Annotated in this window: 10 protein-coding genes; 2 read left to right on the top strand and 8 right to left on the bottom strand. The window is 74.6% G+C overall.

Going from position 1 to position 14,692, the window contains the following annotated elements; all coding sequences use genetic code 11:
* Positions 1–43 precede the first annotated feature (43 nt).
* Positions 44–937, bottom strand: a complete 894-nt coding sequence (locus AC07AW_RS18520) for a DNA/RNA non-specific endonuclease (RefSeq protein ID WP_478816541.1) — start codon at positions 935–937, stop codon at positions 44–46.
* A gap of 162 nt (positions 938–1,099) precedes the next feature.
* Here AC07AW_RS18520 and AC07AW_RS18515 point away from each other — a divergent pair, with 162 nt between their 5' ends.
* Both AC07AW_RS18515 and rox read left to right on the top strand, forming a co-directional pair.
* Positions 1,100–1,909, top strand: a complete 810-nt coding sequence (locus tag AC07AW_RS18515; RefSeq protein ID WP_478816540.1) for a caspase family protein — start codon at positions 1,100–1,102, stop codon at positions 1,907–1,909.
* A 155-nt stretch (positions 1,910–2,064) separates the two neighbouring features.
* A complete protein-coding gene (gene rox, locus AC07AW_RS18510) occupies positions 2,065–3,492 on the top strand; it encodes a rifampin monooxygenase (protein WP_478816539.1) in 1,428 nt (475 codons plus the stop codon).
* A 199-nt stretch (positions 3,493–3,691) separates the two neighbouring features.
* Here rox and AC07AW_RS18505 read toward each other — a convergent pair whose 3' ends face one another.
* The 7 genes from AC07AW_RS18505 to AC07AW_RS18475 form a co-directional block, all read right to left on the bottom strand.
* Positions 3,692–6,691 (bottom strand): helix-turn-helix transcriptional regulator, encoded by a 3,000-nt coding sequence (locus tag AC07AW_RS18505; RefSeq protein WP_478816538.1) that lies wholly within the window; start codon positions 6,689–6,691, stop codon positions 3,692–3,694.
* A 226-nt stretch (positions 6,692–6,917) separates the two neighbouring features.
* Positions 6,918–8,720, bottom strand: coding sequence for a S8 family serine peptidase (locus AC07AW_RS18500; RefSeq protein WP_478816537.1), 1,803 nt, complete (start codon positions 8,718–8,720; stop codon positions 6,918–6,920).
* A gap of 359 nt (positions 8,721–9,079) precedes the next feature.
* On the bottom strand, positions 9,080–9,946 hold the full coding sequence (locus AC07AW_RS18495) for a GNAT family N-acetyltransferase (protein ID WP_478816536.1): 867 nt from the start codon (positions 9,944–9,946) through the stop codon (positions 9,080–9,082).
* 540 nt (positions 9,947–10,486) lie between these two features.
* Positions 10,487–11,386 carry a hypothetical protein gene (locus AC07AW_RS18490; protein WP_478816535.1) on the bottom strand — a complete coding sequence of 300 codons (900 nt, stop codon included), beginning with the start codon at positions 11,384–11,386 and terminating at the stop codon, positions 10,487–10,489.
* The gene (locus tag AC07AW_RS18485) at positions 11,383–12,396 is read right to left on the bottom strand and encodes an SPFH domain-containing protein (RefSeq protein WP_478816534.1); all 1,014 of its coding nucleotides are present in this window, start codon (positions 12,394–12,396) and stop codon (positions 11,383–11,385) included. The genes AC07AW_RS18490 and AC07AW_RS18485 overlap by 4 nt, the downstream gene beginning before the upstream one ends.
* Before the next feature lie 83 nt (positions 12,397–12,479).
* Positions 12,480–13,667 (bottom strand): DMT family transporter, encoded by a 1,188-nt coding sequence (locus AC07AW_RS18480; RefSeq protein WP_478816533.1) that lies wholly within the window; start codon positions 13,665–13,667, stop codon positions 12,480–12,482.
* A complete protein-coding gene (locus AC07AW_RS18475) occupies positions 13,664–14,569 on the bottom strand; it encodes a phosphatase PAP2 family protein (protein WP_478816532.1) in 906 nt (301 codons plus the stop codon). The genes AC07AW_RS18480 and AC07AW_RS18475 overlap by 4 nt, the downstream gene beginning before the upstream one ends.
* Positions 14,570–14,692: the final 123 nt, after the last annotated feature.

Genomic DNA, 14,692 nt, shown 5'->3' with positions numbered 1-14,692 from the left:
CGGCGGGGGACCGTCGCAATCGCTGCCCGGGGACCCGCCCGCGTCAGGGGTGCAGCACGATGTCCTCGTACGACTCCAGGCGCCGCCAGCGCTCCTCCGGCGCGCGGAACGGCGGCATCACGTCCACGTCCGGCAGCGGCCCGAACTCCAGCTCGGTGATCTCCGCGACGTCCGAGACGGGCACCTGGTACGTGCGGAACGGCCCCAGCGGCGGCGGCGCGCCGGCCTTCGCGCCCGCCAGGGCCCGCTCCGCGTCCCGGCTCAGATCGGGGCTCTGGTCCAGGACGTACGCGGCGGCGGCGAGCGCCCCGTCCTGCACGAAGGCGGCCACCTTCCAGAACCGCAGCGGCACCTGCACCCCGCGGTACGGCGGGTCGGAGTCCTGGAGCACCGGGCCGGTGAGGACCGTCAGCTTCCGGTCGTACTCGGCGGCGTGGTCGAGGAGATAGTTCTCCAGGCCCTGCCAGAGCTGTTTGCCCTGGTTGAAGACGTCCGCCTGGGGAGCGGCGTTGGTGAAGTGGAAGGTGTCCGTATTGGCCAGGGACGCCACGGCCGAGGCGCCCCAGACGGGGTCGAGGCGGCGGACCAGATGACCCCGGTCGAGGCTGTTGTTCCGGTAGACGTCGTTGCCGGCCTGCTGCTCCTCCGGCAGCCGGGGATCGTACTCCCAGACGTCCTCCCGGGGCACGTCCTCCAGGAGCTGCCCGCCCTCGATGCAGACGGCGGTCGAGGCCGCGAGCCGCCGGTCGGGCCGGAAGACCACGGTGAAGTGGGTGTACGGCAGGATCACCGTCTCGACCGTGTCCCGGACCGGGAGCGCGAGCGGGACGACGGGGCCCAGGAAGGTCTCGTCGTAGCCGGTGCGGTCGGCGAGGGCGGCCAGGCGCTCGGCCGCGGGCGGCCGGCCGGGAGGAAGCGGCGCGTCGGAAGGGTTCATACGATGTAAGTACCGCGTGGAGAGGGTCGTGCTCGGCGCCGGACCGCAGGCCACTCGATCAGACGCCTGGCACCCCCCGCCGCAGGCATCCGTCCCCGGCATTACTCGCCCCGGGCATCCCCCCGCCCCGGCACCCTTCCGCTCCGTACGAGGAGGCACCCCATGGCCACCGGACTCTCCCTGCACGTCGGACTGAACGGGGTCGACCCCGCCCGATACGAGGGCTGGGACGGCACCCTGAACGCCTGCGAGAACGACGCCCACGACATGGCGCGGCTCGCCAGGACCGCCGGATTCGAGGCCACCACCCTGCTCACCCCTGACGGCACGGTCGCCAACGTCACCTCCGTGCTCCACGAGGCCGCCGCCCGCCTCGCCCCCGGCGACATCCTGCTCTTCACCTACTCGGGCCACGGCGGTCAGGTCCCCGACGTCACCGGCTCCGACGACGAGCCCGACGCGCTCGACGAGACCCTCGTGTTCTACGACCGCCAGTTCCTCGACGACGAGGTCCAGCAGGCCTTCCGCGCCTTCGCCGACGGCGTGCGGATCGTCGCCCTCTTCGACTGCTGCCACAGCGGCAGCAGCATCGAACTGCCCGGCGGCGCGTCGGAGGAGACCACCGGCCGCTACATGCCGGAGCCGTGGCGGATCCAGCTCTACGAGCGCGACCGCCCCTACCTCGAAGAACTCCAGCGGACCCTGGCCAAGGACACCCCCGCCGACGGGACGGCCCCCGACGCGCTCCTCGTCTCGGCCTGCCAGGACAACCAGGTCGCCGCCGACGGAGCCGTCAACGGCGCCTTCACCGGGGCCCTGCTCCGGGTGTGGGACGAGGGCGCCTTCCGGGGCGACTACCGGACCTTCCACCGGGCCATCCAGCGCCTGCTGCCCCCGACCCAGAGCCCGAACCTCTACCTGACGGGCACCCCGGCCGCGGACTTCCTGAACCAGCGCCCCTTCACCGTCTGAGGCCGGCCGACCCGGAAAAACAGAAAGGCAAGGAGGGACGACCTCTCCTTGCCACTCTCAAGATATAGCGCACAGGGGGCCTTGCGGCAAGGCCCCCTTCGTCCTGCAGAATCACCGCTCGAAGCTTTGAACTGCGGAAATACGGGGCGTATTTGATGATTGACGTGATCGTGGCCGGCGGCGGACCGACCGGCCTGATGCTCGCGAGCGAACTGCGCCTGCACGACGTGCGGGTGGTCGTCCTCGAGAAACTGACCGAGCCGACCAAGGAGTCCCGGGGACAGGGCCTGCACGCGCGCAGCGTCGAGATGATGGACCAGCGCGGTCTCCTGGAGCGGTTCACCGCGGTCAGCGAGAAGTTCTCGGTCGGCGGCCTCTTCGGCGGCGTGATGAAGGCGTGGCCCGAGCGGCTCGACACGGCCCACCCGTACGGCCTCGCCACCCCCCAGCCGGTCACCGAGCGGCTGCTGAACGAGCGCGCCCTCGAACTCGGCACGGAGATCCGGCGCGGCGCCGAAGTGGTCGGCGTCAGCCAGGACGAGGACGGGGTGACCGTCGAGCTCGCGGACGGCACCGAACTGCGCGCGCGTTACCTCGCCGCGTGCGACGGCGGCCGCAGCACGGTGCGCAAGCTGCTCGGCGTCGCCTTCCCCGGCGAGCCCGCCACCGTCGAGACCCTGCTCGGCGACATGGAGGTGACCGCGGACCCGGAGACGATCGCCGCCGTCACCGCGGAGGTCCAGAAGACCCAGCTGCGGTTCGGCCTCAAGCCCCTCGGCGACGGCGCGTGCCGCGTCATCGTGCCCGCCGACGGCGTGGCCGAGGACCGTACGACGCCGCCGACCCTGGAGGACTTCAAGACCCAGCTGCGGGCCTTCGCCGGCACCGACTTCGGCGTCCACTCGCCGCGCTGGCTGTCCCGCTTCGGCGACGCCACCCGGCAGGCCGAGCGCTACCGCGTCGGCCGGGTGTTCCTCGCCGGCGACGCGGCGCACATCCACCCGCCGACCGGTGGCCAGGGCCTCAACCTCGGCATCCAGGACGCGTTCAACCTCGGCTGGAAGCTGGCCGCCGCGGTCGCCGGCTGGGCGCCGGAGGGGCTGCTCGACACGTACGAGGCCGAACGGCACCCCGTCGGCGCCAGCGTCGTGCGGAACACCCGCGCGCAGATGACCCTCCTCGGCACCGACCCCGGGGCGACCGCGCTGCGGGAACTGTTCTCGAAGCTGATGGACTTCGAGGAGGTGAACCGGTACATCACCGGCGTGATCACCGCGGTCGACGTCCGCTACGACCTCGGCGACGGCCATGAACTCCTCGGCCGGCGCCTTCGGGACCTGTCCCTGAAGCAGGGACGCCTGTACGAGCTGACGCACGGCGGCCGCGGACTGCTGCTCGACCGGACGGGCCGGCTCTCGGCGGAGGGCTGGGCGGACCGGGTCGACCATGTCGTCGACGCCGCCGAGGAACTCGACGCGCCCGCCGTGCTGTTGCGGCCGGACGGCCACGTCGTCTGGGTCGGCGAGGACCAGGAGGAGCTCCGCGGCAGCCTGACGGAGTGGTTCGGCGCCGCGCAGGCCTGAGCCGCGCGACGGTGTTCCGAAGGGCGGGGTCCGGTCTCCCGGACCCCGCCCTTCGGGCGCCTCGGCGCGGGCCTGCCGTGGGCGGGGCATCGGGTGGTGAAGGGTGTTCGGGGCTCGGGCGGCGGGGCCGGTCGTGCGGAGGTGCGGGGGCTGGGTGCCGGGGGCGGCGTAGCGTGATCCGCCCTCCCGCCCGCGTCGTTCACGGGCGCAGGGCCGTCGCCAACTGGGCGCGGGAGCGGACGTCGAGCTTCTGGTAGATGCGGGTGAGCCGAGCCTCCACCGTCTTCACGCTCAGGTACAGCTTCGCCGCCGCCTCCTGGTTGCTCGCGCCCTGACCCACGAGCCGGGCCAGGCGCAGCTCCGCCTCCGTCAGCGAGGAGAGCGCGGACACCGACTCCTCACCGGCCGGGCCGGGACCGGCCGCCTCGCCCGCCGGCGTCTCGCTCGCGAGCGCCAGCCACGGAGCCGCTCCGGCCCGCTCGAACACCGAGGCCGCCTCGTGCAGGGCGCTCTGCGCCGCCGACCGGCGCCGGCGGCGCCGCTCGACCCGGGCCAGGGCGATCAGTGCCCGCCCCCGCTCCAGCGGCAGCCCGGCCCGGCCGAAGCTCTCGGCCGTACGGGTCAGCAGCTCGGCCGCCTCGTCCGTCCGCCCCTCCGCCGCCAGGCACAGGGCGTACGCCCGGTCGCAGCCCAGCAGGACCGTGGACCGGCCCAGACGCTCCGCCACCGGCCGTACCTCCGCGAGGAGCGCCAGGGCCTCGTCGCCCGCGTCCTGCGCGAGCAGCGCCTCGGCCAGCTCCTCGTGCCAGCGCAGCATCGACGGGTCCACCGTCGACTGGGCACGCTCGTCGGCCTGGACCCGTCGCAGGGTCTCCAGGGCGGCGGCGACGTCACCGTTGATCAGCTGGACGCGGCCGAGCGCGTACCGGCTGCGGGAGAGGAAGACGCGGTCGCCCTCCTCCTCCGAGGCCTGGACGCTGCGGCGGGCATAGCTCGCGGCCCGCGCGAAGCTGCCGCCGGCGGTCTCGGCGAGCGCGAGGGTGTACCAGGCGGGGCCGGGGGAGAGGCCCGCCTCCAGGGTGAGCGCGAGGGACTGCCCGGCGTGCGCGAGGGCGGCCGCGCAGGCGCCCCTGCGGGACTCGATCGCGGCCAGCGTGGAGAACAGCTCGATGGTGTCCTCCACCGAACCGCGCCGCTGGACCAGCGGCAGCAGCGCGTTCAGTTCGTCCCGCGCGTCGTCCAGCCGGTCGTCGAACAGGGCGTGACGGATCGTCAGGATCTGGGCGGCGTTGCGGATCCCCAGCGGGCGCTCGGCCCGCTCCAGGGCCCGCGCCTGGCCGAGCACGGTCTCGGCGTCCGGCGAACCGAGGGCCCGCTCCATCCGCGCCTGCACGGTCAGGGCCTGCGCCGCGAGCCGCGGATCGCCCATCGAGGCGGCCAGCGCCGCCGATTCGACCGCGGCCGTGCGCGAGCGCTCCGGATCGCCGTCCGCCAGCACGTACTTGACGGCCAGACGCAGCTGCACGGCGGCCCGCAGCGCGGTGTCCCCCTCGGAGTCCTCCATGGCGTGGACGTACATCTCGTCGAGCCCGGTGAGCCCCTGACCGGCGGTGTCGAGCACGGCGAGCCGCGCCCTGACCCGGTCGGACGGCACCGCGTCCCGGGCGAGCAGATCGGTCGCGGCCCGCATCGCGAGGTCCGCGCGGGCCGCGCGGGCGGCCTCCTCGGCGGCGTCGACGAGCCGCGCGATCCTTCGCGTCCCGTGCCGGCCGGGGGTCGACTCGGCGGCGAGCAGGGCCAGTTCCGCGGCGAGCGCGCTGTTCCCGCGCCGCCGGGCCAGGTCGGCGGCGGCCGCGACCTCGGCGGCCAGCTCCTCGTCCGGCCGCTCGGTGGCCAGCGCCCGGTGCCGTACGGCCTCGACCGGGTCGTCCACGACCTCCGCGAGCGCCGCGTGCCCGGCGCTCCGCTCGGCCCAACAGGCGTCGTGCACCAGGGTGGAGGGCAGCAGCCCCGCGGTGAAGGTCACCGAGCCGTCCTCGGAGAGCGACACCAGGTCGGCCCGCTCGGCCGCCGCGAGGTCCGCCTCGGCGGTGGGCCGCCCGGCCCGGCGCACCAGCGTCGCCGAGGGGCGCAGCGCGAGCGCGGCGAGCAGCAGCGTCTCGCGTACGGCGGGCGGTGCGGCGCCCAGGAGCTGGCGGGCGAGGTCGCGGGCGCGCCCGGAGAGCGTCAGCGCCTCGGCGTGGTGCACCGGGGTCCGCGCGTCGGCCAGCGAGCGGCCGACGGCGAGCGCGAGCCGCGGATTGCCGCCGCTGGCGCGGTGGATGCGGCCGGCCATCCGGGAGGGCAGCCGGTGGTGGATGAGGAGTTCGGCGATCTCGTCGGCGTGCAGCGGCGGGACGCGCAGCACGTCCGCCTCCGAGGGCACCCAGAGGTGCGCGGCGTGCGGGTCCTCGTGGCGGTGGCTCTCGCGGTACGGGGCGTGGGCCTCGGCGTACGGCTCGGGGGTCTCCACCGCCACCACCCGCAGCGCGGGCGGGGCCAGGTGGAGGGCGAAGCGGAGCAGGTCCGCGCTGTCCGCGTCGATGTGCTGCACGCCGTCGACGACGAGCAGGACGGGGCCGCGGCAGGTGAGGGCGCGCAGGATGCGGGCGATGCCGAGGCGCAGCGCGATCGGGTCCCAGCCGCCCGCGTCGATCGGCGCCTCGCGGCAGAGCATGGCGACGGCGGTGCGCTGGGGTCCGGGCAGCTGGTCGAAGACCCCGGAGGAGAAGATCCCGGCGTTGAGCACGCCGGAGGTGAGGATCCCGGAGGTGAGCGCGCCGGGGTCGGGGGGACCGGCGGCGGGCGTGCCCGCGGCGGCCGGGTCGGCCCCGTGCGGATCGGTGGGGGAGGTCGCGCGGGCGGGCGGTTCGGGGCGGCTGGTGCCGAGCCCCGGCCAGGTCACCGTCGCCGCCACCGAGGCCACGAGCGCCGCGGCGGCGGCCCCGGGTATCTCACGGTCGGACGGCAGGGTCGCGAGCCACAGCACGGTCTCGCCGCGGGCCTCCGCGCGGGCGGCCTCGGCGAGCGCGACCTCGGTCTTGCCGACGCCGGCGGGTCCGGTGAGCAGGGCGCGGCCCCGCGTGTGGAGGGCTCGTTCGAGCCGGGTGAGGAGTTCCTCGCGGCCCACCGGAGCAGGGCTCTGTGGAGCTGTCGTCACTGTCCACCACCTCCGGCCCCTCGGGGTCCGGCCCATGGACCCCGTGCGCAGAGGATACGGAGCCCACCGGCACAGTCCAGGCCCCGTGTCCGGCATACGGACAGGGGGCCTGGTGGGTGCATGCTCCCCCAACGCCAGGACGCGCCAGTGGTGTAGACCACGGGCGCGTCGCTGACCAGCAATGATGCTGATGTGGGGGGTGGTTCAGAGGTGATGCGATGGTGCCTTAGAAGGTGAGGCTCCACGAGTCGATGTAGCCGGTGTCACCCGAGGCCACATCGCGGACCTGGAGCTTCCAGGTGCCGTTGGCGACCTCGCTCGACGCGTCGACCGTGTAGGTGGCGATGACGTTGTCGGCGCTGTCCGAGGAGGAGGAGGCCTTCAGGTTGCGCACCGTGCCGTCGGGGGCGACCAGGTCGACGACCAGGTCTCCGCGCCAGGTGTGCTTGATGTCCACGCCGACCTTGAGGGTGGCGGGGGCGTTGCCGGTGACACCGGTGACCGCGATCGAGGACGACACGGTGGTGTTGTCCGGGATCTGCACGTCCGTCGCGTTGCTGAAGACGGTGCCGGTCGGCGGGGTGGTGTTGAGGACCGCGTCCACGGTCTTCGAGGTGTCGGCGATGCCGGTGCCGCAGCCGCCGGTGCAGGTGCCGGGCAGCGGGCGGGCGTTGTTCTTGATCGCGGACTCGATGTCGGCCGGGGTGAGGGTGCTCTTGGCCGACTTCAGCAGGGCGGCGAGGCCGGCGATGTGCGGCGCGGCCATCGAGGTGCCCTGGTAGGGCTTGTACGTCTCGGTCGACTGGGTCGTCAGGCCCGAGTTCAGCGTGGAGTAGATCGCGTTCTCGGGGGTGGTGACGGTGCCGGGCGTGTCGGTGGCGTTGCGGGTCTCGCCGCCGGGCGCCGCCACGTCCACGATGGTGCCGTAGTTGGAGTAGTACGACCGGGCGCCGGCGCGGTTGGTCGACGCCACGGTGATGACGCCGGTGCAGTTCGCCGGGGTGAAGCCGGAGGCGTTGGCGTTGCTGTTGCCCGCGGCGACGACGACGGTGGTGCCGCGCGCGACGGCGCCGTTGATCGCGGTCTGGTAGACGCTCGGGCAGGTGGAGCTCGCGCCGCCCAGGCTCATGTTGATGACCTTGGCCGGGGTCGGGTTGGCCGGGACGCCCGGCACGGTGCCGCCGGAGGCCCAGGTGATCGCGTCGGCGATGTCGGAGGACGAGCCGCCGCACTTGCCGAGCACACGCACGGGCTGGATCTTCGCGTTGTACGCGATGCCCGCGATGCCCTTGGTGTTGTTCGTGGTCGCGGCGATGGTGCCGGCCACGTGGGTGCCGTGCCAGGAGGAGTTGGAGGCCTTGGAGCCGGTGCCGCACTCGCCGTCGGTGGCGTTCCAGTCGCCCTCGTCCTTCGAGTCCGCGTCGCGGCCGTTGCCGTCGCGGGCGTCGGCGGAGGTGGAGATGAAGTCGTAACCGGCGATGACGTTGGACGCCAGGTCCGAGTGGGCGGCGTAGCCGGTGTCGATGACGGCGACGGTGACGCCGGAGCCGGTCGTCTTGTCCCAGGCAGCAGGAACGTTCATGCCGCCGGTGGGCTCGAAGAGGTCCCACTGCTTGGCGTAGTCGGTGTCGTCCGGGGTGACGGCCATCGCGTAGGCGCGGATGTCGGGCTCGACCGAGGCGACGGACGGATCGGCGCGGAAGGCGTCCATGACCTCCGTCACGTCCTGCTTGGTGGCCTTGCCGCCCAGGTTGACGAGGGCGGCACCGCCGGCGAGGCGGCGCTCGAAGGAGAGCTTCTCGCCCGTCTGCACGGCCTTCTCGGCCGTGTCGCTCTTCGCGGCGGTGTTGGAACCGGCCTCGGCGGTCCGGGTCTTGTAGGTGACGATCACCTTCTCGACGGGGGCGCTGGGAAGCGCCTGGATCGCCTGCGAAGCCGGAGCGGGCTTCGGGGTGGCTGCGACCGGGGCGGCGGCGAACGCCCCGGAAGTCATGGCAGCGGCACCGATGATCGCGGCGCTCGCGACCACGGATATGACTCTCCGCCTGGAACCGTTCAAGGTGTGGCCCTTTCGAGTACGACGTAACTGCGGAGCAGTGGCGGCGGCGCGGGACGCACGGGGCGAAGTGGGGTCGCGTCCGCCGTTCCCTGGGCTTGGGGGGCCCGTGCGCCGCCACCGGCGCGACGGCCCGGGTCAAGGCCGCCGCCGGCGGACGACACCCTCCGCATGCACCTGTCAGGGTGCGCTCGGGGGATGATATCTGCCGGTGCGGAGGACAGTAGGGAACGGGGGGGTGAACCCGATACGGGGAAAACCCTTGTCACCCCTCAAGGGGTGGCGGGGGTCCGGGGAGGGGGCGTCCCCTCCCCGTCCGAAGAGCGGCGGGGTCAGCCGAGTTCGAGCGTGGTGACGCCGAAGATGCGCTCACGGGCCACCGGGCGGACCGGGCCCGTGTACATCCTGGCGGTCTCGAACGTCGGCTCCAGGCCGCGCTCCTGGGCCAGCCGGGCCGCCGCGGGGTTCACCTCCGGCATGTCGACCGCGATCCGGGCCGCGCCGAACTCCCGCGCCTCGGCGGCGAGCCCGTCGAGGAGGGCGGCCGCGTCGGCCGGGGTGTCCGCGAACAGCGGGCCCACACGGGCCTCGTCCTCGGCGGGACGAACCACGCCAAACCCGGTCAGACGGCCATCGACGACCCGGGCCAGCGCCCGATGGCCGGGAGTGGTGAGCCAGGTGTCCAGGAACCGGGGCCGGTCGGCGTGGTGGCAGTGGTTGTCGTACGCGGCGAGGGCGGCCCGGTCGACACTCCCGGCGGCCACCAGGCCGGTCACCGGGCGGTCGGGGGCGGGGACCTCGCCCACGTACCGCGCGGTGCGGTACGCCGTGGTGAAGCCGGAGCGCCGGTAGTTGTCCTGCTGCGACGGCACCCCGTCGAGCCCGACGGCTCGGCCGCCCGCGTGGGCGAGAGCGGCGTGCCAGGTGGCCAGGCCGTAGCCGAGACCTCGGAGTTCGGGGCGGACGAGGTAGAAGCCGAGGAAGGCGTAGGAGTCGTCGTAGTCGACCACGGAGATGGCGGAGACCGGCTCGCCTTCGACCCGGCCCAGGAAGAAGCCGGAAGGGTCCTGGGCGAAGAACGCCGGAATGTCGGAAAGTCCCGGATTCCACCCCTCCTTGACGGCCCAGGACCGCACGAGCGTCCACTCCCGCGGGGTGGCGGAGGAGACGGACAGCGAGCCGGGGGAGACGGAGGTCATGGGGTGTCCTTCGACGGCCGGGGGGCGGGCGGGCGGGGGTGAGCGGGGGTGAGCGGGGCCCGGGCGGGCCGTGGCGGGTGGAAACCCGGGCAAAGCGCGGCGAGCATAACGCCGCGCCAGGTACCGCCGACCCGGGGCCGACCGTTTCCGGCCGCGGGGCGCCTTCTGGCCCCCGTGTGCCCGCACCCGGCTGGGCGGCGCCCCCGCGTGTGGCCCGAGCCCGCTGGGGCGGTGCCCTCCGCCCGCCCGCCGTGTGGGCAATCGTCCCGCTGGGGCGGGACGGGTGGGCACACGGGACGGCGCCCTTCAGCGGCGCCTCCGCGTTCCGGGCCTGGACCCGCACCACGCGTGCGGCGCACCTAGGGGTGCGGGTCAGGGCACGAAGCCTCTGGCGCCGGCAGGGCGCGGGTCCGTTGTGCCCACCCGTTCCGCCCCAGCGGAACGATTGCCCACAACGGGGTGGGCGCCGCCCCGGCGGAACGCAGGCCCACAACGGGTGGGCGTGGGCACCGCCCGGCGGAACGCATGCCCGCAACGGGGTCAGTGGACCAGGCGTAGTCGTGCCGACGCCGCCGTGAGGCGGATCGTCTGGCCCCACGTCAGTTCCAGCGCGTCCGATTCGACGCCGTCGCCGAAGGCGATCAGGCGGTCCGACTCGACGGTGAGCCGCAGGCCCCGGCCCGCATCGAGGAGGCCCTCCACGCGCGTGGTGCCGGTCGTCGGGGACGGCCAGGCCTCGCGGACGAACCAGGCGAGCCGCGCGTCCGAGGGCGCCGGCAGGGCGAGCATGCTGGACCGCTGCTCCCACAGGGAGCGCAGCCAGCCCGTGGCCCCCGTCCCGGTCCCGACCAGGACACCGGAGGAGGCCTGCGGCTCGGGCGAGGCGTCCGTGCCGTCGAGCCCGAGGGTGTAACGGGCGGTCTGGTGGCCCGGCGGCCCGACGTAGATCTCGTTCAGCGCGAGGAGCCGCTGCGCGTCGTCGGTGACCGCCTCGACCATCGTCAGTTCGTCGACCGCCGCCCCGGCCCCCGCCGCGTACGGCAGCAGTCGCCGCGCCCGGTCCGGCCGGTGCCGGACCAGGACGCCCGGGTTGCGCCCCGGGTCGGCGTCGATGCCGATGACGGGCTGCCCCGTCAGGTACTTCGCGGCGTTGGCCACCAGACCGTCCTGCCCCACCACGACCACGACGTCCTCGGGCCCGAACAGGAACCGGTCCAGGTCGGCGCGCTCGACCCGCGTCTGGCGCCACGTCAGCGGAACCGCGGCCGCCACCTCGGCGAGCGCCCGCCGGGTCCGCTCGTGCCGCTCGCGCACCGCGTCGACGGAGCGGCCGCGCGCGGAGAGGAAGAACGCGGCCTGCCCGTGCGTACCGTGCCGGGCCAGCAGCTCCTCGTACTCCGTGGTCCGGTGCACGAGCACCGCGCGCGGCGCGAGGCTCACGGCCGCGCCCCGCCCTCGCCGCCGCCCAGCTTGGCGAGCAGCCCGGTCAGCACGTCCGGGGAGAGCGTGAGGTGCTCGATGCGCGGCAGGTTCTCCGCCGCCCGGGTCACGGCCAGGGCCTGCAGGGTCGCCGGGTCGGCCTCGGCGTGCGCCCGCAGCCACGCGGACTGCGCTGCGGCGCGCGCCTCGCCGACCTCCCGTGCCGCCTCCGCCTCGGCCCGGGCCAGCCGGACCTTCCGTACGGCCTCGGCCTCCGCCCGTACCGCGTCGGCGGCCGCGTTCTCCTCGGCCTCGCGGCGCGCGTTGGTGCCGCGCTGCTCGACCAGCCGCTCCTCCTGCCGGGCGAGCTCGATCTTGCTGGCGAGTTCGTTCTCGGCGATGGCGCGTTCCCGCTCGACGGCGACCGCGCGGCGCTCGTACGTGGCCCGGTCGGCCTCCTGCTGGATCTGTTCACGCGCGGGCGTGCGCAGGGCGCGCTCGACCTCCGGCTCGGGGCGGATCGCCACCACCCGGACCGCGACGACCTCGATGCCGGTGTCCGGCAGGCGCGGCTCGGCGGCGAGTCCGGCCGCGATGCGGTCCCGTACCGCCGCCACGCCGTCGACGAGCGCGGCGGCGAGCGTGGTGCGGGCGAGCACGTCGAGGGCGTGCTGCTGGGCGGTCTCGGTGAGGAGCGTGGCGAGCTGCTCCAGCGGGGTGCCGCGCCACGCGCCCGTGTCGGGGTCGATGGAGAAGTCGAGCCGGGTGGCCGCCGCGCCGGGGTCGCCGATCCGGTACGTGACCGTGGACTGCACGCTCACGTCCTGGAAGTCGGCGGTGCGGGCGTGGAAGGCCATCGCGAGCTCGCGGTCGTTCACCGGGACCTCGGAGAGCGCGGCGGTGAGCGGCCGGAACCAGAAGCTCAGCCCTTCGCCGTCGTGGACGAGCGTGCCGCGGCGCTGGTGGCGGATGTGGGCGGTGGGCGCGGAGCGCAGATGGCGCCAGCCGGCCCGCCGGGTGATGTCGGCCATGGAAACCCCTTTGTCGTCAGGTTGACGATAGGGGGTCGGGTGATTGTCGTCAAGGTGACGAATTCAGTGCGGTGCGGCTGCCCTCACCCCGCGACCGGCGCCGGCACCGGCTCGCCCTCCGGCGCACCGAGGCCGGCCGCGCGGGGCGCCGGCCCCGGCCGTGCCTCCGGGGCGGTGGGCGGTGCCGGCACGGCCGCGAGCAGCGCCTCCCCGACCGGCGAGGCCGACGAGTCCGACGGGGCCAGCGAGGCCGACGGCGCCGGCATCGAGCCCGAAGTCGCCATCACCGGAACGGGCGCGGCGGTCCGCGTCGGCTCGACCGTCCGTACGGGCTCCGCGGTCCGTACGGGCTCCGCCGTCCGTACAGGCTCCGCCGTCCGTACCGTCTCCACCGCCGCCCCGCCCTTCGTCAGCAGCACCACCCCCCGCGCCGCGACCAGCGACGCGCCCGCCGCGACCAGCCAGCCCCAGGCGCCCGCCCGGAAGGTCTCGCCGAGCAGGGCCACGCCGATCACCGCGGCGGCCGCCGGGTTCGAGAGGTTGACGACGGCCAGCGGGGCGGCGAGTCCGCCCCGGTAGGCGGCCTGCGACAGCAGCAGGCCACCGCTGGCGAAGCCGGATATCAGTACGGCGAGCAGCGCGGTCTGCCACCAGGTCGGCTCGGTGCCGGGCAGGTCGAGCGCGAGCGCGGCCGTGAGCGTCTGGGTGAGCGCCGAGGCGACGCCCGAGGCGATCCCGGAGGCCGTGGCATGCCCGAGTCCGCGCGCGGCCGGGCCGCCGGTCCCGCGCTGTTCGCGCCCGTGCAGCCGACCGGAGGCCAGTACGGCGATCAGGAGCGCGGTCGCCGCGGCCACGATCAGGGACTCGCGCAGGCTGAGCGCCTCGCCGGGGGCGGTGGGTCCGGTGACGGCGACGAGCCCGACGAGCCCGCCCAGGGTCCACAGGGCGCCGCGCCACTCGGTACGGGTCACCCGGCGCCGCGCGCAGTACGCGCCAAGGGGCAGCGCCGCGACCAGCGTCAGCGCGCCGAGCGGCTGTACGAGCGTCAGCGGCCCGTAGTGCAGGGCGGCCACGTGGGCGAGGGCCCCGGCCGCATTGAGGCCGACGGCCCACCACCACTGCCCGCGCGCGAGCAGGGCGCGCAGCGCGCCGCGCCCGTCGGCGGCGGGGGAGGCGGCGAGCCGGGACTGGGCGACGGCGGCGAGCGCGTACCCGGCGGCCGAGACGAGGGAGAGGAGCACCGCGAGCACGGTGCCGGCGGCGGGGTTCATCGCAGGGCTCCGACCGGGAGGGGCGCCGCGCCGAGCGGGCGGGACAGGGGTGGGGGCGCCGTCCGGTGGCCGGGGGCGCGGACGACGAGCAGCGCGAGGCCGAGGAGGACGGCGGCGGCGAGCGCGTCGAACCAGTAGTGGTTGGCGGTGCCGACGATGACGAGCAGGGTGAGCGCCGGGTGCAGCAGCCAGAGCACCCGCCAGCGGGACCGGGTGGCGGCGATCAGGCCGATCGCGACCATCAGGGCCCAGCCGAAGTGGAGCGACGGCATGGCGGCGAACTGGTTCGCCATCGAGTCCGTCTCCGGCGTCGCCCCGTAGACGGAGGGGCCGTAGACGCGGGCCGTGTCGACGAGTCCGGACGTGGCGAGCATCCGGGGCGGGGCGAGGGGCATCAGCAGGTGCAGCGCGAGCGCGGCGCCGGTGGTGAGGGCCAGCACCCGGCGCGCCCACAGGTAGTGCGCGGGGCGGCGCCAGTACAGCCAGACGAGGAAGGCGATGGTGGCCGGGAAGTGCACGGCCGCGTAGTACGTGTTGGCCGCCCGGATCAGCGGTTCGCCGTGCAGGAGCAGCTGCTGGATCGTTCCCTCACCCGGCAGGTGGATCGCGCGTTCGGCGTCCCAGACGCGGTCGGCGTTCCGGAAGGCGCGGGTCTCGTGGCCGTTGGCGAAGAGCCGGCCGAACTTGTAGACGAGGAACAGCGCGGTGACGAGCAGGAGCTCGCGGAGGAGCGGGGGTCTGGCGGGCGCGGACGCGGGCCCGGATCCGGGCTCCGGTTCTTGTTCCGGTTCGGAGGCCGCTTCCGGCTCCCCGGTTCCGCCCCGGGCGGCGGGTGCGGGGGTAGGAGGCGTCCCCGGTCCTGCAGGACGTGGTCCATGTATCCCGCGTATCCCGACAGCCATCGCGCGGCCCTCTAATCCGTCAAATCGCCAACAAACGGAGTGAGCCTAGATCCGTTTTCATCGAGACGCAAGCGTCTCGATACGTTTGCGTCTCGATTGTGCACCCCCTACTCTCGTATGTGC

It is taken from the genome of Streptomyces sp. NPDC044003 (assembly GCF_056435185.1).
Note: the sequence above shows the minus strand (reverse complement) of the source record. Positions and strands in the feature narration are given on the sequence as shown.